Source organism: Bradyrhizobium sp. RDI18, from assembly GCF_043203335.1.
GTDB classification, from domain to species: Bacteria; Pseudomonadota; Alphaproteobacteria; order Rhizobiales; family Xanthobacteraceae; genus Bradyrhizobium; species Bradyrhizobium retamae.
Genome location: NZ_JBICRN010000008.1, coordinates 2883902 through 2907318 on the forward strand (window position 1 = coordinate 2883902; position 23417 = coordinate 2907318).

A 23417-nucleotide genomic window follows, 5' to 3' on the forward strand; every position below is an offset into this window, starting at 1 on the left:
CGCGCTTTACCGGGTCGGAAAATCCTGTCCAACTGTCGCAAATCGGCTGGACCGAACCGGCCCGTATCGAGGGGAGAAGACCGTCATGAAGCTCGGCGCCGCCATCGCAGAAATCATGAAGCGCGAGGGAATCGAAATCCTCTGCGGCTATCCGGTCAATCATCTCATCGAATATGCTGCCAATGCCGATATCCGCCCGGTGATGGTGCGGCAGGAACGCATCGGCGTTCACATGGCGGATGCGATCTCGCGCGTCACCTCGGGCCGTTCGATCGGCGCGTTCTGCATGCAGCACGGGCCCGGCGCCGAGAACGCGATGGGCGGCGTGGCGCAATGCTACGGCGAATCCGTCCCCGTGCTGGTGCTGCCGATGGGCTACGCGCGAAGACTCGCCAATATCGATCCGAACTTCAATTCCAGCCAGGCGATGAAGGCGTTCTCGAAGTCGTCCGAGCCGATCAACATCGCGGCGGAAGTCTGCAACATCTTCCGGAGAGCGTTCACCAAACTGAAGAACGGCCGCGGGGGACCGGTCATTGTTGAAATCCCGGCCGACATGTGGAACGAGGAAGTGCCGGAGCCTCTCAACTACACACCGGTGCTGCGCACCCGTTACGGCGCGGATCCCCTGCATGTAAAGGAAGCGGCGGCCCTGCTCGTCGCAGCGAAGCGTCCGGTGATCTATGCCGGTCAGGGCGTGCATTACGCAAAGGCCTGGCCGCAGCTCAGACGGCTGGCCGAGCGCCTCGCCATTCCCGTCACGACCAGCCTCGGCGGCAAGTCGTCGTTTCCGGAGACGCATCCGCTATCGCTGGGCTCGGGCGGCCTCGCCGTGCCGCGCGCGGTGCCAAAATTTTGGGCGACGCCGACGTGATCTTCGGCATCGGCTGCTCGTTCACCGAGACGTCATTCGGCATCGCCATGCCGAAGGGCAAGACCATCATTCATTCCACGCTCGATCCGAACCATCTCAACAAGGATGTCGAGGCCAAAATCGGCCTGGTCGGCGATGCTGCCCTGGTGCTCGATGCCTTGCTGGAAGAGATCGGCAAGACCGTTACGTCCGATCGGGACGCAACCGGGGTCGCCGCCGAGATCGCCGCCTCTCACAAGGAATGGCTGGCGAAATGGATGCCGAAGCTGACGCATAACGAGGCGCCCCTGAGCCCCTATCGCGTATTGTGGGACCTGCAGCACACCGTCGACATCAACAACACCATCATCACTCACGACGCCGGCAGCCCGCGCGACCAGCTTTCGCCGTTCTGGAAATCGGTCGAGCCTTTGTCCTATATCGGCTGGGGCAAGACCACGCAGCTCGGCTACGGCCTTGGCCTTGCGATGGGCGCCAAGCTGGCAAAACCCGACAAGCTCTGCATCAACGTCTGGGGCGATGCCGCGATCGGCTTCACCGGCATGGATTTCGAGACCGCGGTGCGCGAACGCATCCCGATCATGTCGATCCTCTTGAACAATTTTTCCATGGCGATCGAATTGAAGGTGATGCCGATCTCGACCGAGAAATACCGCTCCACCGACATTTCCGGCGACTACGCCGCGATGGCGCGCGCGTTCGGCGGCTATGGCGAGCGGGTGACGAAACCGGAAGACATCATCCCCGCCATCAAGCGCGGTATCCAGAAGACGCAGGAAGGCGTCCCGGTGCTGTTGGAATTCATCACCAGCAAGGAGACCGAGGTTTCGAGGCCCGGGACCTGAGGCCGAAGCAACCGACCAGGCAGTCACCGATGCCGCGCATTACCATCATTGAAATCGGGCTCGTCAGCCCCAAAAATCGCGAACTCCACGGATCGTATCCGCAGATGTTCGAGCGGATGATCGGCGCCGCCGACGCTACCGTCATTTTCAATACCGTCTCCATTTCCGCCGGCGAGCCGCTGCCGGATATCGAAGAACTGGAGGCGATTCTCATCACCGGTTCCTCGGCCGGCGTCTATGACCCCTTCGACTGGATCACCCCGCTCGAGGAATTCGTGCGCATGGCCCACGACAAGCAGGTGCCGATGGTCGGCGTCTGCTTCGGCCATCAATTGATCGCGCAAGCGTTGGGCGGCACGGTACGCAAGTCGGAGAAAGGCTGGGGCATCGGGCGGCATGTCTACGACGTCGCACCAAGCAATGGCCTGATCGAGGGCCAGCGTATCGCGCTCGCCTGCTCGCACCAGGATCAGGTCGTCACGCCACCGGCCGGCACCAAAACCATCCTGTCTTCGGATTTCACGCCGCATGCCGGGCTGCTCTATGCCGGCGGCACCACGCTCTCGGTACAGCCGCATCCGGAATTCTCCGTCGGCTTCGCGCTGGCCTGCTGCGAAATGGCGCGCAAGGGCGATGCGCCTGACAGCCTTGTCGCAGCCGCAAAGCGCTCGCTCGCCGAGCCGCTGGAAAGCGCAAGGCTCGGTAGCGCAATCACGCGCTTCCTCACGCCCCGGGTGACGTGAGCGGGGCGATCCGCGGACACCCTGCCGCTCGGCTTTCAACGCAGAAAGGTTGCCTGAAGACGGCCGGCGGCGCTGGCTCTAACGCCTCCGGGATGAAATAATCCGATGGAACCAGGGCAAGAGGCCTATTTGGCCCTGCCCGCGCTCTGAGCGTGGATTGTTGGAATGGCGACGCTTCCCGAAGACATGTCGGTCGCGATCGATGAGTTGGAAACAGCCATCGTCGATATGGAGTCGCGCCTCGAATCTACCCGCGCTGAGCGCGACGAGGCAAAGGCGCGCCAGCTCGAGCTCGAAATCGAGAATGCAGATCTGCGACGCGAGTTGGGTTCGACCCGGGAGCGGCAGACTGCGACCTCCGACATCCTCAAGGTGATCGCTAGCTCACCGTCGGACGTGCAGCCGGTGTTCGAGGCGATCGCGTCGAGCGCCAAGACACTGCTCGACGCCTTCTCGACGACGGTGCTGCGCTTCATCGGCGACGAACTGCATCTTGTGGCCTACACGCCGACGGATCCAAAAGCCGACGAAGCGCTGCAATCGTCATTCCCGCGGCGTCTGGCCGAATTCCCCATATTTGCGCTGGTCCGCAACGGGGAAACGATCCAGTTCCCGGACACCGAGGCCGATGACGTGCCCCCCGCTAACAAGGAGTTGGCGCGGCTGCGCGGCTTTCGCAGTGTGCTGTTCACCCCTCTGATGAACCAGGGCACGCCGGTTGGCATCATCAGCGTCACCCGCGCCGAGCCCGGCGCCTTCGCGCCTCATCACGTCCAGTTGCTGCAGACGTTCGCCGACCAGGCCGTGATCGCGATCGAGAATACACGGCTGTTCAACGAGACAAAGGAAGCGCTGGAGCGGCAGACCGTCACCGCCGATATCTTGAAGGTGATCGCCTCCTCGCCCTCCGACGTGCAGCCGGTGTTCGATGCGATCGCGCACAGTGCCAACCACCTGATCGGCGGCTTCTCGGCGGCTGTGTTCCGCTACAGCGACGGAAGGATTCATCTGGCTGCCTTCACGCCGACCGACGCGCAGGGCGATGCTGTGCTGCAATCCTCGTTCCCGGTCCCGCTCGCCGAGTTTCCGCCCTACCAGCTCACGCGCGAGGGCGCGCCGGTGGAACTGCCCGATACCGATCTCGAACCGGCGGCGCGCGACATCGCGCGCGCCCGCGGCTATCGCAGCATGCTTTTCACACCACTGATGAATGACGGCGCGGCGATCGGTATCATCACCGTGACCCGCGTCACGCCCGGCCCGTTCGGCGAACAACATACTCGCTTGCTGCAGATGTTCGCCGACCAGGCGGTAATCGCGATCAAGAATGTTGGGCTGTTCAACGAGGTGCAGCAGCGGACCAATGATCTTAGCGAGTCCTTGCGGCAGCAGACGGCGGTCGGCGACGTGCTCAAGACCATCAGCCGCTCCACCTTCGACCTGCAGCCGGTGCTCGACACGCTGGTGAATTCAGCCGCGCAGCTCTGCGATGCGGATATGGCCTTCATCATGCGCCGCGTAGGCGACGAATATCGGGCGGGAGCCGCCGTCGGTTACACTGAGGCCTATATCGACTTCCTCACGAATCATCCGCTGGCCGTCGACCGCGGCACGGTTACCGGCCGCGCCGTGCTCGAGAGGCGTCCAGTTCAGATCGAGGATGTCGTGGCTGATCCCGAATACACACTGCATCAAACGACCACGCTGGCCGGCCAGCGGACGACGCTCGGCGTGCCGTTGTTACGCGAGAACGAACCGATCGGGGTGATCGTACTGGCCCGCAGGCGGGTCGAGCCGTTCACGCAGCAGCAAATCGATCTCGTCGCCACCTTCGCCGACCAGGCCGTGATCGCGATCGAGAATGTGCGTTTGTTCAACGAGGTCCAGCAGCGCACCCGCGATCTCTCGGAAGCCCTCACCTACCAGACCGGCGGCGCCAATATCCTGCGCGTCATCGCCTCCTCGCCAACCGACGTCGGGCCGGTGCTCGATGCCATTGTCGAGAGTGCCTGCGAGCTTTGCGACGCCAATGATGCTATCGTTTATCTGAAAGAAGGCGATCACCTGGGTTACAAAGCACATCATGGCCCAATACCGGTCATTTTTGGCGAGAAGCGCGCGATTAACCGTGACTATGTCGCCGGACGCTCGGTTGTGGACAAGATGCCGATACACGTGAGCGACGTGTTTTCGGAGGACGGCGCCGAGTTTCCGGAAGCGCGAGAGCTGTCGCGAAGCGTAGGCATTCGCAGCATTTTGAGCGCGCCGCTGCTGCGCGAGAACGAAAGCATCGGCGCGATCCTGCTCAGGCGTACGGAGGTGCACCCATTTACCGACAAACAGATCAGCCTGCTGCAGACCTTCGCCGACCAAGCCGTGATCGCCATCGGCAATGTTCGGCTATTTGAGGAGGTGCAGCAGCGTACGCGGGAGCTGTCCGAATCCCTGGAGCAGCAGACGGCGACGTCCGAAGTGCTTGGTGTCATCAGTCGATCAGCAGGCGATCTGGAACCGGTATTCCAAAGTATGTTGGAGAATGCGACCCGCATTTGCGGTGCGCAGTTCGGGCTCATGAATCTCCGCGAGAATGACAATTTTCGTACCGTCGCTTTCCACAATGTCCCGCCGGAATTCCTGTCGGCGAGGAAAGATAGCTTCCGCGTACGGCCTGATGGTATCCTCGGGCAAATCGTGCGGACCAAGCAGGTCGCACATACACCTGATCTCAGTGCTTCCGCGCTGTATGCCGAGGGTGACCCGCCGACCCGGCACCTTGTCGATCTTGCAGGTGCACGAACCATTCTCGTTGTTCCGATGCTCAAGGACAGCGAACTGGTCGGCACGATCGGAATCTACCGCCGGGAAGTCATGCCGTTCAATGAGAAACAGATCGCACTGCTGACCGGTTTTGCCAACCAGGCGGTCATTGCGATCGAAAACACGCGGCTGCTCAAGGAGCTGCGGCAGCGAACCGACGATCTCTCGCAATCGCTCCACGAGTTGCGTGCCGCGCAGGACCGCTTGGTGCAAACCGAAAAACTCGCTTCGCTCGGCCAGCTCACTGCGGGAATCGCCCACGAGATCAAGAACCCGCTCAACTTCGTCAACAATTTCGCCGCCCTCTCAGCCGAATTGACCGAGGAGCTGAATGATGTCCTCAAGCCGACCGAGATCGCCGAAAAAGTCCGCGCGGAAGTCGATGAGCTGACGGGGCTTCTGAAGGACAATCTGGAAAGGGTGGTGCTGCACGGCAAACGTGCGGACTCGATCGTCAAAAACATGCTGCTGCATTCGCGCGAGGGCGGCGGCGAGCACAGGCCGTCCGACATCAATGCGCTGATCGACGAGAGCCTCAACCTCGCCTATCACGGCGCCCGCGCCGAGAAGCCCGGCTTCAATGTGACGCTGGAGCGCGACTTCGATGCAGCCGCGGGCCAGATCGACGTGTTTCCGCAGGAGATTACGCGGGTGTTCCTCAACCTGGTCTCCAACGGATTCTACGCCGTAACCAAGCGCCGGAAGGAAGGCGGCGAGCCTGGCTTTGAACCGACGCTGCGGGCCAGCACCAGAAACCTCGGCGATGCCGTCGAAATCCGCATCCGCGACAACGGCACGGGCATTCCGCCCGAGGTGAAGGAGAAGATGTTCAACCCCTTCTTCACCACCAAGCCGGCCGGTGAAGGGACCGGGTTGGGACTATCGATGAGCCACGAAATCATCGTGAAACAACATGGCGGCACAATTGACGTGGATACTGAACAAGGTCATTTCACCGAATTCCGCATCGTGTTGCCGCGAACAAGTAATTTTGCAGAAGAATCTAGAGGACGGCCGTGAGTGTTCTGGTTCTGGTTGTGGATGATGAGCCCGACGTGGAAGCGTTGTTCCGCCAGCAATTCCGCCGCGATCTGCGCGCGCAGCGATCTCGTCATGGACTTCGCCAATTCCGCGCCGGATGCGCTGGCGCGCGTCGGCTCGACCATCGAGCATTCGCTAATCCTGGTCCTGTCCGACATCAACATGCCCGGCATGACGGGGCTGGAAATGCTGCCGAAGATCAAGGAAATGCGGCCCGAGGTACCGGTCATCATGATCACAGCCTATGGCGATGCCGACACCAGGCGCAAGGCGCTCGAGAACGGCGCAACTGACCTTCTGACCAAACCGATCGACTTCGTGACGCTGCGTCAGAAGATCGATGCCAGGCTCGAGCAAGCCGCATGACCGCAACAATCCTCGTGGTCGATGATGAGCCGGATCTGGAGGCGCTGGTCCTTCAGAAATTCCGACGGCAGGTTCGCGAGGGTTTGGTCAGCTTCATGTTTGCGCGTGACGGGCTCGAGGCGTTGCAGTCGCTAGAAGAGCATCCGCACGTCGACTTGGTGGTCGCCGACATCAACATGCCACGAATGGACGGCTTGTCGCTGCTCGCCAAGCTGCAAGAATCCGAGGACAAGAAATCTACCATTATCGTGTCGGCTTACGGCGACATGAGCAACATCCGCACCGCGATGAATCGCGGCGCATTCGATTTCCTGACCAAGCCAATCGATTTCGCCGATCTCGAAGCGACGATCGACAAGACCCTGCGGCACATCGAAGTGCTGCGCGAGGCACGTCGCCGTCAGGCGGAAGCCGAGCGCGCCCATGCTTCGCTCTCCCGCTATTTCTCGCCCGAGCTCGCCAAGCGGCTTGCGTCTAGCGTGGGCGACAGCACAGAGGTGACCTGGCGCGACGTTGCGGTCATCTTCACCGACATAACCGGCTTCACCTCGCTCGTGGAGACTGCCGCGCCCGAACTCCTTGGGGAACTGCTCAACGAATATGTGGCCGGAATGACCGACGTCGTCTTCGCGCATGAGGGGACCGTGGCAAAGGTGATCGGCGACGCGATCGAGGTACTGTTCAATGCGCCCAGCGACCAGCCCGACTATGCGACGCGCGCAGTCGCCTGCGCGCGGGAGCTCGACGCATGGGGGGAGGCGTTTCGCGAACGGTGGAAGGCGAGAGGCGTGAATTTCGGCGCCACCCGCATCGGCGTTCACGCCGGTCCCGCACTGGTCGGCAATTTCGGGGGCGGCCGCTTCTTTGATTACACTGCTTACGGCGACGCCATCAACACGGCGGCGAGGCTTGAAGCAGCGAACAAGTTTCTCGGCACCCGGATCTGCGTCAGCGCGACCATTGCAAACGCGGTGGAGAATTTCAGGGGCCGACCGGTCGGCGATCTCATGCTGCGTGGGCGCAGCGAACCATTGCGCGCTTACGAACCCTTGTCGGCAGCGAGTTTCGGGGCGCCGGCAACATCGCAGTATGGCGAAGCTTTCGCCAAGCTTGAGGCCGGTGATGGCAATGCAATGCCGGCCTTTGCTGCACTTGTCGGCTCGCACGCCGAGGATCCTCTGGCCAACTTTCACCTAAAGCGGCTGCTCAACGGCGCGAAGGGCGTCCGCATGCAACTGGAATAGACGCCCTACTCCGCCATCTCCGCCGGCGTCGAGGGGCCGGCCAGCGGCCGCTCCTCCATCGCGATGATGCAAAGCGCGGCGCAGGCCAAGAGCGCGGCGGCGGCGCCGAACACATAGCGGAACGCGGTGATCATGTCGGCGACGGGGATCGCGTTCGCCGGTCCGCGGTGTTCGCCGAGGGAGATGCCGGCGCCGAGCGCCATCAAGAGGATCGCGCTGAAGGCAGCGACCGTGAACGACGACATCAGCGCGCGGAAGAAATTCATCGCACCTGTGACGGTGCCGATCTGCGGGCGCGCCACCGAGTTCTGCAGCGAGACCACGCTGACCGGGAACGTCGTGCCGAGCCCGAGCGCGAACAGCGACAGGACGATCAGCAAAGCCCACAGCGGCAGCGTCGCCACGGTAAGCACCATACCGAAGATCGCCGCCGCCGAAGTGCCCACGATGGCCACGCGCTTGTAGTGCTTGGCGCGCGCCATTGTCCGTCCGGCGATCGCGGCACCACAGGTGGAGATCGCGGCCAGCGGGATCAGCGCAAGCCCCGCTTCGCTCGCGGTCAGATGATAGACGACCTCGTAATACAGCGGCAGATGCACGGTCAGCCCGGTGATGGCGCCGAGCGCGCAGGCGCCGGCCACCATGGCGTATGGCGCCACTGTTCCGCCGAGTAGCGGCAGCGGCAGGAACGGCTCTTCGGCATTGCGCGCGTGCCAGACAAAGGCGAGCGCCAGCGCCGCCGAGGCGCCGATCATCGCCATGATCGCGGGCGACAGCCAGGCATAACGATTGCCACCCCAGGTGAGCACCAGCATGACCACGACGGCAGACGCCATCAGCAGCACGCCACCGAGCCAGTCGACCTTGCGGCGGCGGTGGAACACCGGGATCTTGCCCATCTTCGGCAGCAGCAGAAACATCGCGCCGACCGCAAGCGGCACGTTGATCCAGAAGATCATCGACCAGTGCAGATGCTCGGCGAACACGCCGCCGAGCACCGGGCCCATCAGCCCAGCCGCCATCCAGACGCCGCTGAAATAGGCCTGATACTTGCCGCGCTCGCGTGGACTCACGACGTCGGAGATCACGGTCTGCACGACCGGCATGATGCCGCCGCCGCCAAGCCCCTGCAGGCCGCGCGCAACGATCAATACCGGCATGTTGGGCGCCACCGCGCAAAGAATCGAGCCGACCGTGAACAGGGCAAGCGAAACCGTGATCATGACGCGGCGGCCGTAGATGTCGCTCAGCGTGCCGAACACGGGTGCAACCGCGGTCGAGGCCAGGAGATAGGCGGTGATGACCCAGGACAGATTGCTGACGTCGTTGAACTGGCGGCCGATGGTCGGCAGCGCCGTCGCCACGATGGTCTGGTCGAGCGCTGCCAGGAACATCGTCAGCAGCAGGCTCATCAGGATGGTGCGGACCTCATCCGGGGTCAGCGGCGCGGGCGGCGCGATCGGTGGCGCATCGCTGACCTCAATGACCTCTGTCGTGATGCGCGAGAGCTCGTCGCCGATATCGTCGGGCAATGTCGTCTGGTCGGCAGGTTCACGGCCCTGCCGCTGGTGCTGGTTCATGTCGGACGTAATATTGTTCTGCGCGACCAAAGCCGCCGAGATGGATTCGCCATATAGCCAGCACCTTAGAGGGCAAATTGCTCTCGGGGCAGCGCCTCGCGCGCATGGGTGCATCCCGCGAGAATATCGTCGCGTTTCCGTGATCGATCAGGACGGGCGATTCAGGCTTTGGGCCGCTTCTTGAGCCGCGCCCGCTTCGGCAACAAGGCCGGCCATTGCACGATGTGGTCCTCGAGGTCTTCGTCGGGGATCTCATCCTCGGTGCCCTGGACCCGCCCGCGCACCGAAACGCCGGCTTCATGCACGGTATTGGGATCGCCCGAGATCAGCGGATGCCACCAATAGAGATCGCGTCCCTCGGCGACCAGCTTGTAGCCGCAGCTCGGCGGTAGCCAGCTCAGGGTGCGGACGTTCTCGGGCGTCAGGCGGACACAATCCGGAACCTTGTCGGAACGGTTCTGGTAATCCTTGCAGGTGCACAGGCCGGAATCGAGCAGTTTGCAGGAAACATGGGTAAAGTAGATTTTGCCGGTATCCTCGTCTTCGAGCTTTTCCAGGCAGCAGCGCGCGCAACCGTCGCACAGGCTTTCCCATTCGACGCTGGACATCTCCTCCAACGTCTTGGTTTTCCAGAAGAAACCCTCCTGGCCGGAAGGCGATTTGCGCGGCGCGGTCATGCAATCAATCGTTTTCTCGGGTCGGTCGGCTGCGGCCCATCTAGGAGGTCCGGCGACGGGGGCGCAAGCAGGGCTCACTACGGAGCCAAAAGCCAACGGCAGCGTTAGGGCTGACCGTCAAAATGGTGAGCGAGAGCATTGGTTTATAGCCCCCGCTCGGATAGAACAATGGCGAGTCCCCGAGGACGTAAAAGCGCCTTGGGTTTGCCGCAACATCCAAGCAAGACGTCTCGACCGGCTCCGCCGGGCGCGACTAGAACAGATCAAGGGTCCCGGTGCGCCAGATCGTACCTCCAGACTTGCAGCAGAAGATCCGGAACTTCCTTCTGGATCTGGATGCGCGTATCGACTCGACGCTGTTCTCGTCGGGCAAGGGCCTGCGCGAGCTGTACGAGCGCTACTCCACCTTCATGGACCGCTTCTATGTCGGCCGCTGGAAGCGCTGGGTGTTTATCGAACCGTTTTCGGAAGCCGCCACGATCGGCCTTGGCGGGCTGATCGTGATGCTGGCGCTGGCGATCCCTGCGTTTCGTGAAACCTCCGATGACGACTGGCTGAAGAAATCCGATCTCGCGGTGCAGTTCCTCGACCGCTACGGCAATCCGATCGGCAACCGAGGCATCAAACATAACGACTCGATCCCTCTGGAAGATTTTCCGGACAATCTGATCAAGGCGACGCTGGCGACCGAAGACCGCCGCTTCTATGACCATTTCGGCATCGACATCCCCGGCACCGCGCGCGCGCTCGTGACCAACGCGCAGGCCGGCGGTGTGCGCCAGGGCGGTTCTTCGATCACGCAGCAATTGGCGAAGAACCTGTTCCTCAGCAACGAGCGCACCATCGAGCGCAAGGTGAAGGAAGCTTTCCTTGCGATTTGGCTCGAGACGCGGCTGACCAAGAACGAAATCCTGAAGCTATATCTGGACCGCGCCTATATGGGCGGCGGCACGTTCGGCGTCGACGGCGCGGCGCATTTCTACTTCAACAAGTCGGCGCGCGACGTCACTCTGGCGGAATCGGCGATGCTGGCCGGGCTGTTCAAGGCGCCGACCAAATACGCCCCGCACATCAACCTGCCCGCCGCCCGCGCCCGCGCCAACATCGTGCTCGACAACCTCGTCGATGCCGGCTTCATGACCGAAGGCCAGGTGTTCGGCGCCCGGCGCAACCCGGCCTTCGCCGTCGATCGCCGCGACGAGAACTCGCCGAACTACTATCTCGACTACGCCTTTGAGGAAATGCGCAGGCTGGTCGATACCTTCCCGAAGTCCTACACCGAGCGCGTCTTCGTGGTCCGTACCTCGATCGACATGAACGTGCAGCGCGCCGCCGAGGAAACGGTCGAAAATCAGCTCCGCCAGTTCGGCCGCGACTACCATGCGACGCAGGCATCCGTCGTGGTTGCCGACCTCGACGGCGGCGTCCGCGCCATGGTGGGCGGACGCGATTATGGCGCGAGCCAATTCAACCGCGCGACCGACGCCTACCGGCAGCCGGGCTCATCATTCAAGCCCTATGTCTATGCCACGGCGCTCATGAACGGCTATAAGCCGACCTCGATCGTGGTCGACGGCCCGGTCTGCATCGGAAACTGGTGCCCGCAGAACTATGGCCACAACTATTCCGGCTCGGTGACGCTGACCCAGGCGATCACCCGCTCGATCAACGTCGTGCCGGTGAAGCTGTCGATTGCGCTCGGCGGCAAGGTGCAGAACCCGGCCAAGGCCGGGCGCGCCAAGATTACCGAGGTGGCACGCCGGTTCGGCCTCACGGCGCCCCTGCCCGATACGCCCTCGATGCCGATCGGCTCCGATGAGGTCACCGTGCTCGAACACGCGGTCGCCTATGCGACCTTCCCGAACAAGGGCAAGGCGGTGAAACCTCATGCGGTGCTGGAAGTACGCACCGGCGCCGGCGACCCGGTCTGGCGCTTCGACCGCGACGGCAGGAAGCCGGTGCAAGCCATTCCCGCCTCCGTCGCCGCCGACATGTCGGAAATGATGAGCCATGTCGTCAGCGAAGGCACCGCCCGCCGCGCCGCGATCGACGGCATCCCGACCGCGGGCAAGACCGGCACCACCAACGCCTATCGCGACGCCTGGTTCGTCGGTTTCACTGGCAATTTCACCTGCGCGGTCTGGTACGGCAACGACGACTACTCGCCCACCAACCGCATGACCGGCGGCTCGCTTCCCGCGCAAACCTGGCACGACATCATGGTCGTCGCGCATCAGGGCGTCGAGGTGAAGGAAATCCCAGGCTTCGGCATGGGCACGAAGCAACCCCAGCCCGCCCAATCCGCCAGCGCCGCGGCCAACGGCGCGGCACGGGCGCCGGAGACCAAGCCGGGGCCGCCGCCGGTATTGACCAAGCGCGGCGCGGATATTCTGGTCCGCGTCGAGAAACTGCTCGACGAGGCCGGCAGGACCGCGGGCAAGACCTCGTCCAACGACCAGAAGCAGCCCTCCAAGCCGGTCACGTCGGGCGCGCTGGCGTTTCCAGAGAACTATGTCGCAGCCGCTGGCGAGCGGGCCGCGCCGGCGGAGCGGAAGAATTAAAAGGCATGATCCGGCAGAATCTTAACCGGCGTTCCTCGGAACAGATGCGAAGCGTCCGACCCGACATGTTCGAAACAAGAGAAGCGCTTCAGGTTTCGGATGAAGCCGGTTCAAGCGGAATCTGATGCCGTGAGATTTCGGAGCACTGGCCTGTGCGGCTGATCTTCATCACCTTGCTGGCATTGGCGCTTGCCACGGCCGTGGGTCTCGGCTCGACCTACCTGACGGCGACGCGCGGCACCGATCTCGGCACGCTCACGATCGGCGCCTGGACCGCACGGCCCAAGGCCGGCAGTTCCGAAATCGATCCCTATTCGCGCGCCTCGATCGCCCGCAGCGGCGAATTACCCGTTGGCACCGGCGACGGCATCGCCTTCACGGCCACCACCGACGACAAGAATAAGCCGCTCGACGGGCGCTGCGACGTAATCGTCAGCGGGGTGACGCCGGCGGCCCGGTTCTGGACGCTGACGCTGTTCGACCGCAAGGGGCATCTGGTCGCCAATTCGCTGCAACGCTACGGCTTCACCAGCCAGGAAATCGTCCGCGGCTCCGACGGCGGGTTCGAGATCCGGGTGGCGGCGCGCTCGCGGGCCGGCAACTGGCTGCCGACTGGCGGCATCGAGCGCTACGCGCTGATGCTGCGGCTTTACGATACGCCGGTCGGCGTTGCGACGCGTACGCAGCGCGACGCGCCGATGCCCGCCATCACCACGGTGAACTGCCCATGATCCGGCTGGCATTCACCATCATCGCAGGCGTGCTGCTGGGCGGCGTGGTGCATCTCGTCAGCGTCCTGGCACTGCCGCGCATCGCGACGCAAGACGCCTATTCGCGGCTGACGCCGATGACCAAAGAGAACGCCGTCACGGCGCTGCCGCTCGCCGAACCGAACAACGCGCCGATGCCGTTCATGGACCCGGCCTTCGCGGTCGCGATCTGCCGCTACGACCTCTCCGGGGGACCGCTCAAGCTGACGGTGCCGGTCAGTCAGGCCTATACGTCGGTGTCGTTCTATACCCGCAACGAGGTCGCCTACTACGCCATCAACGACCGCTCGGCCGGCCGCAAGGTGATCGAGCTCGATCTGATGACGGAGGAGCAACACGGCGAATTGCCGGAGGATGAGGAAATCACCGCCGCCGACCGGCTGATCATCGACTCTCCCACCACGACAGGCCTGATCGTGCTCAAGGCCCTGGCGCCGGAGCCCGGCCTGATGCCGCAGGCGCAAGCCGCGCTCGCGGCGTCGCGTTGCACCACGGAGGTCGAGCCTCCACCGGCCAAGCAACCCGAACCAGCGCCGCCCGCGCCTGCCCCTGCGCCACGGTCCAAGCGCTGATCACGGCCTCTAGCGGGATGGGTTGGAGTCGAGATCGCCATTCGCGCGAAGCTAACGATCTCGTGTCCCGGACGCAGTGCAGATGCTCTTCGGCGGTACACGCAGGGCCCAGACACAAAATCGCGAAAACAACCCCATGCAAAGTAGAATGGGCCCCGGCTCGCAGCACTCACGCCGCTTGCGTCCGGGGCACGAGACGGTCCGTTGTCACGGCCCAACCTAATCTCATCCTGCTCCAGCGTGAGCCGGCACTTCCTGGTGTTGCCCGCAACGGCAATTTTCGTAATCCACGGGATCGTGGCTGTTGAAGATCGTCACGGCATCGCCGTGGTTTGCCTTGAGCGTTCGTAGCCGTTCCTGGTTTTCGATCCGCATGGCGCGGTCCATGTCGCCGCGGCGCTGAAACATGCCGAGCACCAGCGGGACCCGAGGCGAAGCCTGAATCTGGCCATAGAAGAAATAGGCATCGCCGGCGTGCAGAAGCCACTTATCCCCGCTCCGCACGGCGATGCCGCAATGACCGAGCGTGTGACCTGGCAGCGGGATCATCAGGATATCGGGTTCACGGTCGCCGAGCGCGCGCACGCTCTTGAAGCCGAACCAATCCTCGCCTCCCTCGCCGTAAAACGCCCATTTCGGACCGTGCTTCCACTGATCGGTGACGTAGCGGCCCTTCGGCGCCGGCGTCCGGCGCGTCACCGCCATGTCGTGCTCGCGGCGATGGACGTGCACCTTCGCATTCGGAAAATCCGGAATGCCGCCGGCATGATCGCGATCGAGATGCGTCAGCAACAGATGCTGCACGTCGCCCTTGGAATAGCCGAGCGCCTCGATCTGCCGCACAGCCGTCTCGGCCGGATCGAGCCGCGGCGTCGTCTGCCGAACCCATTTGGGACCGAGCCGCGGCGGGTTCGCAATGTCGTCCAGTCCGATGCCGGTATCGACCAGCGCCAGCCCCTCATTGGTCTCGATCAGCAGGCAATGGCACACCAACCGCGCGCGCTGGAAAATGCTGCCGGTGCCGTTCACGAGGCCCCGGCTGATCGGGCACATGGTGCCGGTGTTGAGATGGTGGACGCGCATGACGATGACTCCTTCTGAAATCAGGCACCTGCTTGCCATCCGAATCATCATAGGTAGAATATCTATATCTGATAGTATCAATAGGATGAACCTATGGATATCCGCGAGCTCCGCTACTTCGCCGCCGTGTTCAGGGAGCGCAACCTGACAGCAGCCGCCAAGCGCTGCTTCATCTCGCAGCCCTCGATCTCGGCCGCCATCACCAATCTGGAAGCCGAGCTCGGCACGGCGCTGTTCATCCGGCACAAGAAGGGCGTGGCGCCGACGGAAGCGGCCGAACAATTCCATGCCGTGGCCCGCCGCATCATCGACGAGGCGGACGCCGCGAAAAACCTGTTCCGAAAACCTGCAACGCGAAACGCGCTGACGCTCGGCCTGATGCGCACGCTCGACCGCCCGCGAACCATTGCGCTATTGAAGCCGCTGACCGGGACTTCCGACATCGCGCTCCGGCTCGTCGGCGTCGCTGATGCAGCGGATGCGCGGATCATCTCCAAGAATTTGCTGCGCGCTGATGAGCATTTCGTTCCGCTCTGGGTCGAGCGCTACGTCGCGGCCCTGCCGCCGTCGCATCCGCTGACGCTGAAGGAGCGGCTGCGCACCGCGGACCTCGCCGGCGTCGCCATGGTCGATCGCTGTCATTGCGAGCAGAGCGAGTTCTTCGGTCGCGTCGCATCGTCGCGGCGCCAGCCCGCGGCGATCGCGGAGTCGGAGGATTGGGCGATGGCGCTGGTTGCGGCCGGCGTTGGCATTGCCATCGTTCCCGAAGGCGTGGCGCGCGCCAATTCCGATGTCGCCGTGCGCGAGATCGACGTCCAAGTAAAGCGCGAGGTCGGCCTCGCCTACCGCGCGTCGCGGCCGCCGTCAGAAGCCTTGCAGAACTTTATCGCGAAACTGCAGCGGCAGCGACCCAAAGCGAACCGCGTCAAATCGGCGGGCAAGACCGGGCGCTAGGCGTGCACTCATGAAACGAGACTCTGCTTTTGAGGCAAAAGCAGACATGGGCTGGTCACTCCGGAATTTCGCCTTTTGACCCCATCTCCGATATCACCCCGCCCCGCAGTCTCCTCGCTGATAATAACGAGGGTGAGTCTCTGCGATGCGAGGGCTGGCGCCACATCCAAGGCACTTACTGCCGAATGCATTGTAACGATTGACCCAACTCGAGCTTGACAGGCTTCCTTACCAATCTGCGCGGTCGATCTCAAGAATTTGCATCCGCGGATGTGAGCCGGTTCACATCGGCGCCGCACGGTTGGTCCCAGCGTCAACCGGGGCACCTCAATGTGGGAGAGAAAAATGCGTACCCTCTTTCTTGCCCTCGCGACGTCTGCGACCATCTTCGCAACCAGCGTCGCCCCGGTCGTAGCTAGCGAGTACCGGTATTGCCTGCAAGGCGACGACTATGCTGGCGCGGGCGATTGTGGATTCACTAGCTACCAGCAATGTCAGGCCTCCGCATCGGGCCGCACGGCCTACTGCGGGGTCAATCCTTATCTTGCGAACGCCGCCATCCTGACAATTCCTGCCAGGCCGCGTCATCGGTGACGCCGCGTGCCTCACGAGCAAATCAGATGGCTTGGTCCGGGGATATATTTCCGCCGAGGCATTAGCTATGCCGGCGGCCTGGTCGCAATTGGAGTCATCTATTTCGCCCTGGCAAAAGCCGGCCTTGCTCTCGCCTCTCTTCATCCCAGTGCAACGCCAATTTGGCCACCGACGGGTGTCGCGCTGGCGGCGGTGCTGTTGTGGGGATATCGGACTTGGCCCGCAATTTTCGCGGCGGCGGTGATCGCGAATGTGATGACCGCCGGCTCGGTTGCCACCGCAATTGCGATTGCGACCGGTAACTCTCTTGAAGCGGTTGTTGGCGCTTACCTGATCAATCGATGGTCGAGCGGATGTAATACGTTTTCGACGCCAAATTCTGTCGCGAAGTTTGCTCTGATTTGTTTCGTGATCGCGACACCGATCAGCGCCAGCATTGGACTGACCAGCCTGGCAACCGCCGGGTACATCGAACGGACGAATTTCGCGAACGCCTGGGTCACATGGTGGCTGGGAGATGTGACCGGCGCGCTGGTCATCGCCCCCGTTATCGTGCTTTGGGCATCAAGCCATTACCATGCTTTCAACCGCAATGAATTTTTGGAGACGGTCGGCGTCCTCGCAACAGCGGCGGCTATTGGACTCATTGCTTTCAGCCCCCTGATCGAGCAAACGCCGAGTCGAGATCCACTGGGTTTTCTTGCGATCCTGCCAATGTTGTGGGCGGCGCTGCGCTGCGGTCCACGTGACACCGCAACGGTTGCGCTGGTGCTCGCGGGCATCACGATTTGGGGGACGCTCACAGGCGGCGGTCCCTTCACGACCGCGGATCTCAACGTTTCATTCCTGCTGGTGCTGATGTTCTTGATCAGTATTACCGTTCCAAGCTTGTTACTGAGCGCCGACGTCGAGGTGCGCAAGAAAGGGGAGGAAAGTCTGCGCCGCGCGCAGATCGAACTCGAACGGAAGGTCGCAGAGCGTACGCAAGAGCTGGAGCTCGCCAATGCAGCAAAATCGCGCTTTCTTGCCATGGCAAGCCATGATTTGCGGCAGCCATTACACGCACTAGGCCTGTTCGTTGCACAGCTGCGCACGCCGCTCAAATCGGGGGAAAGGACAAAGACGATCGAGCAGGTCGATGCAACGCGCAAAGAAATGGATGAAATGGTCAATTCGCTCCTGGATATTTCCAGGCTCGACGCTGGGGTCCTTACACCCAAAATTACCGAATTCCCGATCGCGCGCCTGTTGCAAAAAATTGAGACGACGTTTGATCAGGCAACGCGAGAAAAAGGCTTGCGTCTACGCATTAGGCGAAGTGACGCCTGGGTGCGGAGTGACGTCATGCTGCTCGAACGCATACTGCTCAATCTGGTATCCAATGCTGTGCGCTTTACATTGCGGGGCGGGATCATCGTCGGATGTCGTCGGCGCGGTGAAATGTTGCGTATCGAAGTATGGGATAGCGGTTGCGGCATTCCTGAGGATCAGAAGCAGAATATCTTTGGCGAGTTTTTTCAACTTCCTGCCCCAGAACTGAGCCGGTACGGCGGCCTGGGGCTCGGCCTGGCTATTGTCGACAGGCTTCGCCTACTTCTCAACCATCAAATCGACTTGGCTTCGACCGTGGGCCGAGGTTCGCGATTCGCAATTCTGGTTCCGATGGCCGATGAATGCGTCACGTCCACCGAGCCCGTCGACTCACCTCGCCCCGCAGCCTTTGCGGTCGAAGGCAAGGTAATTTTTGTTATTGCCGATGCTCCAATTGTGTTGGAGGAAACGGGCGGATTGCTTGGCAAATGGGGATACTCTGTCCTTACCGCCGAATCCGACGAAGCTGCACTTATCCGACTTGCTGAGCGTCAACAACGCCCCGATCTTATAATCTCGGATTATCATCTTGCGAGCGGAAAGACCGGGATCCGAGCAATTGAACAAATTAATGCGGCGTTTGGTTCATCGATTCCAGCTATTCTCATCAGCGGCGATACGGCACCTGAACCATTACGTGACGCTAAGGATAGAGGATACATTTTGCTGCACAAGCCTGTCGACCCAATGCGGCTCCGCGCTGTCATGCACGAGCTCTTTATGGATCATGACGATAAGAGAGATACCGGGCCGGCTTTATGACTCAGATTTCGGCGACGATTCCCAGCCCATTTTTCCTACTTTTATTACTGCCTCGGTGCGGCTCGTTACGCCGAGCGCCTTGAGAACGACCGTGATATGGTTCTTCACTGTCGGCACTGCCATATTGAGGGTCTTGGCAATGACCTTGTTGCTTTTTCCCTTCATCAGGAGCGCAAGCACTTCAATCTGCCGATCGGTCAACCCGAGATCCTTAAGAGAGTCGCGCGTCGCTAGCTTATTCGTAAGCCGCGGAGACGTTGTTTCCTCCAGAATTTCCGAGGGAATGTAAATACCGCCGGAGAACACTAACTTGATGGCGTTGAGCATGACCTCTCGTTCGGTAGTTTTCGGGATGAAACCCAGAGCGCCAAGTTTGAAAGCGCGCTTGACTGTGTCTTGATCATCCGAAGACGAAAGAATGATGATAGCAATGGTCGGATAGCGGTCTCGCAGTTCACGGAGGACAGAGAAGCCATCTCGATCAGGCAAATTGATATCAAGTAAAATGAGGCTGATGTCGGGATGTTCCTCGACTATGTGCATTGCCTGACGGCTGTTCGAAGCTTCAAATATAACGGCTTCTCGCTTCAGTTGTTTCAGGACAGCGTGCAACGCCTCGCGAATCAATGCATGGTCGTCGACAATAAGAACTTTCATGAAAAGCTCTCCGTCATCCCATTGCACGGAGATCCAAATAAAAGAAAATCATACACCCACCTTCGGGCCTTTGGCGAGGAAGAGGCTGGCGGAAGACTGGCTCCCGAAACCGTCCATCCTCCATTCGTGGCCCAACCAGCGGTTCGCCGTCAGCCACTCAAGGTAGGAGCCGAATGCCGTTGTGTGCTGCAATTGTAATCGCCTCACGGTAGGACACCGAAAAAGCGAGTGCGGACCACGAGACTCGCGGGACTCAGAGTCTCCTTCGCCCTTGCGTAATGGTGAACGTCCATGATGCGTCTGACGGATGTCAATTGATGCCGAGATCTGTACGGTACCTTGATCATAGGACCTAGGAACCTCTCTGTGTGGACCTCCGGCTGATTGACGCGCTGTGCCGTTGAACGATGATCGTCAACGGATCGCCTCACGCGCTAGGATGTTCTTCCAAGCGCCGCCATATGATCGTCATCGCAGCTTTCGTCGCCGGGTTCGGCGTGAAGCAGCTCTAGACTGCGGCGTTGGTACGATCCGGCAGTGCGGCGGCGATGTTTGTTTGTCAAATTCGGTCCCTCTTGAAGCGTGCTCGCACGCCGGACGGGCAACCAGATGCATGATCGAACTGCCACCCCGAAGCCGTTGGCAGGCGCGCTGCCAGAGCAGAACGGCTACGGCCGCGATCTGCGCATTGATGCCTGCCGCGGCATCGCGCTCTGGTGCATCTTTCTTGACCATGTCCCCAACAACATCGGAAGCTGGCTGACGCTGCGTAACTACGGCTTCAGCGATGCCGCGGAAGTGTTCATGTTCGTCTCGGGTGTGACCTGCGCGCTGGCCTACGGCAAGGCACGGCGGTGCGGGGGCTGGACCGGCGTGATCGGCCGAACGCTGTGGCGAAGCTGGGATATTTATGTCGCTTTTCTGTTGCTCACGCTCGCCTGCGCCATCATGGTTCACCTCGCAGGCGGCGGCCATCTTGCCGACGAGAGCAATACGCGCATTCTGTTGGAACAGCCGGGCGTGACGCTCGCGCACGCGGCGATCCTGCAATACCGCCCCGTCAACACCGACGTCTTGCCGCTGTTCGTGCTTTATCACCTTTTGTTCGCGCCGCTGCTGTGGCTGCTGCTGCGAGCACCGAACGCAACGCTCGGCGCGTCGCTGTTGCTTTACGCACTGGTGCACGTCTTCGGCTGGACCATCCCGGCATGGCCGAACAACCACTGGTTCTTCAATCCGCTGGCCTGGCAGCTGCCGTTTGTGCTTGGCGCGTGGTGGATCATCGAGGGCAGGAGATTCCGGCCGTCGGTGACCTCACGCACGGCGCTTGTGGCTGCCGTTCTCTATCTGGTGTTCAGCCTCATCATCGCATTGAGCTGGAGCATCAAACCGCTGGAAGCGCCGGTCCCGCAGGCGCTGCTGACGCTGCTTTACCCGATGGACAAATCGAGATCTCGATCCATTGCGACTGCTGCATTTTTTGGCCCTTGCGGTTTTGGTGATATGGATCGTGCCTCGCGATTGGCGAGGGCTGACGACGGCGGTGATGCGCGGCGCCATTCTCTGTGGCCAGAACTCGCTGCCAATCTACTGCCTCGGCGTTCTGCTGACGTTCGCCAGCCACCTTGCGCTGCTCGACATCTCGGAGGGGCTGACGATGCAGATCGCGCTCAGTGTTGGCGGCGTCCTGGCAATGATCGTGGCGGCGATGCTGCTGAACTTGATCAAGATCAAACCCAGGCAGCAGCCGCACGCGAAGCCCGTCGAGCAGCCAACCAAGCTTGAGCTGGTCATCAATCTCAAGACAGCCAACGCGCTCGGCGTTTCCGCCCACGCTGCTCGCCCGTGCCGACGAGGTGATCGAATAAAGATGCTGTTTGCTCCGGAGCGCGAGTCCGGCTGCGGCGCTGATCCAGTGCCAGCAATCGCGCACGCCTTCGGGCCACCAGCGAAAAATGTGGCTCAGGACGTGAATTAGAGACTGTGGGGCTTGCCCCTTATTCTTCCGACCACCGTACAGGAGCCAAGGCCATGATTTCCCACCCAAGCACCCACAAGGGAGCGGTGCTGATCGCGGCGTGGATGGTGTTTGCCTGCGTAGCGGCATTACTGTCGGTCAACCTGACATCACCCACCAGCGCCGCGCTCGGCGCTGGCTGGCAGTGCAGCAGGTTTGCGCTCGTAGTCACGACCTGCACCCCGGTGCGTGCACACGAGACCGTTTCCACTGGCGTGCGCAAGCGGACCTAGTACACGACAAACCGGACACCATGCTGCGAATGTCGGCTGAAATCAGCGGACACACTCTGCGAGGGCTCCTTTCCCAATTTGAGTCGGGCTGCCGATACGCTCGGCCAACTCCAACAGCTGCTCGGTCTGGCGCTCGGTTGGAAACTTCGGCGGATGATATTCCATCTTGGTCAGGAATTCCTGGAACCAACGATCCCATACGTGGCCGCACCGCTCATGAGAACGCATCTTTGGCGCGCTGCATGGCCGTCCACTTCGGGCCTCACCTTGATCCAACGTGGTGATCAGCCAGCCCGATAAGGTCGATCCCGGTGCTTGGAGACCAAGTTCAATGCCTGCTACTGCTCAGGTCTTGCTATCGTTTTGGCTGTACCGCCCGCCGCAGCACCCTACCGCGCGAGCGGTTTAGTCCAATGGCACAAAGCGGACCAAGGGCGCGGGCTACATATTTCGCGGGGCTCCTTACGACGCTAGGCTTCGCATTTCAGTAATCAGGTCGGACTTGCCTTCGAAGCCGATGCCAGGAAGCTCCCGCATGTTGATATGCCCGGCTTCCACCCGTACCCCATCGGGGAATCCCCCATACGGTTGGAACAGATCGGGATATGATTCATTACCGCCGAGCCCGAGCCCCGCTGCGATGTTGAGCGACATTTGGTGTCCGCCGTGTGGAATGCAGCGGCTCCACGACCAGCCGTAGCTCTTCAACATTTCCAGCGTGCGCAAATACTCGACCAGCCCGTAGCTCAGCGCGCAGTCGAACTGCAGCCAGTCCCGATCTGGCCGCATGCCGCCGTAGCGGATCAGGTTGCGGGCATCCTGCATCGAGAACAGGTTTTCGCCGGTGGCCATCGGGCCGGGATAGTGCTCGGCCAGCTTCGCTTGCAACTCATAATCCAGCGGATCGCCAGCTTCCTCGTACCAAAACAGATCGTATTGGCGCAGCGCCTTCGCATAAGCCACCGCAGTATCGAGATCGAAGCGGCCGTTGGCGTCGACGGCGAGCTTGCAGCCCGCAGGTAACATTTTCAAAACGGTTTCGATGCGCTTGCAGTCGTCAGCCAGCGGCGCACCGCCGATCTTCATCTTCACGACCGTGTAGCCGCGGTCGAGATACCCTTGCATCTCCGCTGCCAGGCCTTCGAGGCCCTTGCCTGGATAGTAGTAACCGCCGGCCGCATAGACGAAGACACGCGGGTTGGCCTGCACTTTGGCGCGTTCCGCCAAGAGTCGAAACAGGGGCTTGCTCGCAATCTTGGCGACGGCGTCCCACACCGCCATATCGATCGTGCCGATGGCGACCGAACGCTCGCCATGTCCGCCCGGCTTCTCGTTAGTGAACATGGCCGCCCAGATTTTGCCGGGATCCAGAAGGCCACCTTCGTCAAGCAGGCTGTCCGGCGCAGCCGTCAGCACGCGCGGCGCGAAACGCTCGCGGATCAACCCTCCCTGCCCGTAGCGACCGTTCGAGTTGAAACCGTAGCCGATGACTGGCCGGCCATCGCGGATGACGTCGGTGACTACGGCAACCAGACTCAGCGTCATCTTCGAAAAGTCGATGAAGGCGTTGGCGATGGGAGAAGATATCGGAGCGGTACGCTCCCGGATGTCGACAATGCGCATGAGAAGGATGTCCGTGTCGGAGGATGGAGGGGC

General features: G+C 61.7%; 16 protein-coding genes and 3 pseudogenes. 14 read left to right on the forward strand and 5 right to left on the reverse strand.

Features of this window, described 5'->3' with window-relative positions:
• Nucleotides 1-141 precede the first annotated feature (141 nt).
• The 5 genes and pseudogenes from ACFXS9_RS23100 to ACFXS9_RS23120 all read left to right on the forward strand — a co-directional run.
• A pseudogene (locus tag ACFXS9_RS23100) lies at nt 142-1716 on the forward strand (thiamine pyrophosphate-binding protein); the annotation flags it as partial.
• A gap of 32 nt (nt 1717-1748) precedes the next feature.
• The gene (locus tag ACFXS9_RS23105) at nt 1749-2462 is read left to right on the forward strand and encodes a type 1 glutamine amidotransferase (RefSeq protein ID WP_392692305.1); all 714 of its coding nucleotides are present in this window, start codon (nt 1749-1751) and stop codon (nt 2460-2462) included.
• Nucleotides 2463-2627: 165 nt separating this feature from the next.
• Entirely contained in the window at nt 2628-6299 is a 3672-nt protein-coding gene (locus tag ACFXS9_RS23110) for a GAF domain-containing protein (RefSeq protein ID WP_392692307.1), read from the forward strand.
• Nucleotides 6296-6686 (forward strand): annotated as a pseudogene (locus ACFXS9_RS23115) (response regulator). Before ACFXS9_RS23110 ends, ACFXS9_RS23115 begins: the two are co-directional and overlap by 4 nt.
• Nucleotides 6683-7930 carry an adenylate/guanylate cyclase domain-containing protein gene (locus ACFXS9_RS23120; RefSeq protein ID WP_392692310.1) on the forward strand — a complete coding sequence of 416 codons (1248 nt, stop codon included), beginning with the start codon at nt 6683-6685 and terminating at the stop codon, nt 7928-7930. The pseudogene ACFXS9_RS23115 and the gene ACFXS9_RS23120 overlap by 4 nt, the downstream one beginning before the upstream one ends.
• A 5-nt stretch (nt 7931-7935) precedes the next feature.
• Here the strand turns inward: ACFXS9_RS23120 and ACFXS9_RS23125 are convergent, their stop codons facing one another.
• Together ACFXS9_RS23125 and ACFXS9_RS23130 are read right to left on the reverse strand one after the other, a co-directional pair.
• Nucleotides 7936-9510 carry an MDR family MFS transporter gene (locus ACFXS9_RS23125; protein WP_392692313.1) on the reverse strand — a complete coding sequence of 525 codons (1575 nt, stop codon included), beginning with the start codon at nt 9508-9510 and terminating at the stop codon, nt 7936-7938.
• Between the two features lie 161 nt (nt 9511-9671).
• Nucleotides 9672-10187: a YcgN family cysteine cluster protein gene (locus ACFXS9_RS23130; protein WP_392692316.1), complete on the reverse strand. Its 516-nt coding sequence runs from the start codon at nt 10185-10187 to the stop codon at nt 9672-9674.
• 275 nt (nt 10188-10462) lie between these two features.
• On the opposite strand from ACFXS9_RS23130, the gene ACFXS9_RS23135 reads away from it, so the two are divergent.
• The 3 genes from ACFXS9_RS23135 to ACFXS9_RS23145 all read left to right on the forward strand — a co-directional run bounded on the left by ACFXS9_RS23135 (nt 10463) and on the right by ACFXS9_RS23145 (nt 14090).
• The gene (locus tag ACFXS9_RS23135) at nt 10463-12748 is read left to right on the forward strand and encodes a transglycosylase domain-containing protein (RefSeq protein ID WP_392692319.1); all 2286 of its coding nucleotides are present in this window, start codon (nt 10463-10465) and stop codon (nt 12746-12748) included.
• Nucleotides 12749-12900: 152 nt separating this feature from the next.
• A complete protein-coding gene (locus tag ACFXS9_RS23140) occupies nt 12901-13479 on the forward strand; it encodes a DUF1214 domain-containing protein (RefSeq protein ID WP_028348906.1) in 579 nt (192 codons plus the stop codon).
• Nucleotides 13476-14090, forward strand: coding sequence for a DUF1254 domain-containing protein (locus ACFXS9_RS23145; protein ID WP_392692322.1), 615 nt, complete (start codon nt 13476-13478; stop codon nt 14088-14090). The genes ACFXS9_RS23140 and ACFXS9_RS23145 overlap by 4 nt, the downstream gene beginning before the upstream one ends.
• 225 nt (nt 14091-14315) lie before the next feature.
• On the opposite strand, the gene ACFXS9_RS23150 is transcribed toward ACFXS9_RS23145, so the two are convergent.
• Nucleotides 14316-15173, reverse strand: coding sequence for an MBL fold metallo-hydrolase (locus tag ACFXS9_RS23150; RefSeq protein WP_392692324.1), 858 nt, complete (start codon nt 15171-15173; stop codon nt 14316-14318).
• A 93-nt stretch (nt 15174-15266) separates the two neighbouring features.
• Between ACFXS9_RS23150 and ACFXS9_RS23155 the strand changes: the two genes are divergently transcribed.
• The 3 genes from ACFXS9_RS23155 to ACFXS9_RS23165 all read left to right on the forward strand — a co-directional run bounded on the left by ACFXS9_RS23155 (nt 15267) and on the right by ACFXS9_RS23165 (nt 18854).
• Nucleotides 15267-16127, forward strand: coding sequence for a LysR family transcriptional regulator (locus ACFXS9_RS23155; RefSeq protein WP_392692327.1), 861 nt, complete (start codon nt 15267-15269; stop codon nt 16125-16127).
• 345 nt (nt 16128-16472) lie between these two features.
• Nucleotides 16473-16721, forward strand: coding sequence for a DUF3551 domain-containing protein (locus ACFXS9_RS23160; protein WP_392692330.1), 249 nt, complete (start codon nt 16473-16475; stop codon nt 16719-16721).
• A 6-nt stretch (nt 16722-16727) separates the two neighbouring features.
• Nucleotides 16728-18854 (forward strand): MASE1 domain-containing protein, encoded by a 2127-nt coding sequence (locus ACFXS9_RS23165; RefSeq protein WP_392692333.1) that lies wholly within the window; start codon nt 16728-16730, stop codon nt 18852-18854.
• Here ACFXS9_RS23165 and ACFXS9_RS23170 read toward each other — a convergent pair.
• Entirely contained in the window at nt 18849-19511 is a 663-nt protein-coding gene (locus ACFXS9_RS23170; protein WP_392692336.1) for a response regulator, read from the reverse strand. The genes ACFXS9_RS23165 and ACFXS9_RS23170 overlap by 6 nt on opposite strands.
• 609 nt (nt 19512-20120) lie before the next feature.
• On the opposite strand from ACFXS9_RS23170, the pseudogene ACFXS9_RS23175 reads away from it, so the two are divergent.
• The 3 genes and pseudogenes from ACFXS9_RS23175 to ACFXS9_RS23185 all read left to right on the forward strand — a co-directional run.
• Nucleotides 20121-20891, forward strand: a pseudogene (locus ACFXS9_RS23175) (OpgC domain-containing protein); the annotation flags it as partial.
• 118 nt (nt 20892-21009) lie between these two features.
• A complete protein-coding gene (opgC, locus tag ACFXS9_RS23180; protein WP_392692337.1) occupies nt 21010-21489 on the forward strand; it encodes an OpgC domain-containing protein in 480 nt (159 codons plus the stop codon).
• 53 nt (nt 21490-21542) lie between these two features.
• Nucleotides 21543-21761: a hypothetical protein gene (locus tag ACFXS9_RS23185; protein ID WP_392692340.1), complete on the forward strand. Its 219-nt coding sequence runs from the start codon at nt 21543-21545 to the stop codon at nt 21759-21761.
• Between the two features lie 462 nt (nt 21762-22223).
• Here ACFXS9_RS23185 and ACFXS9_RS23190 read toward each other — a convergent pair whose 3' ends face one another.
• Complete coding sequence (locus ACFXS9_RS23190; RefSeq protein WP_392692343.1) at nt 22224-23384, reverse strand: mandelate racemase/muconate lactonizing enzyme family protein; 1161 nt, start codon at nt 23382-23384, stop codon at nt 22224-22226.
• Nucleotides 23385-23417: the final 33 nt, after the last annotated feature.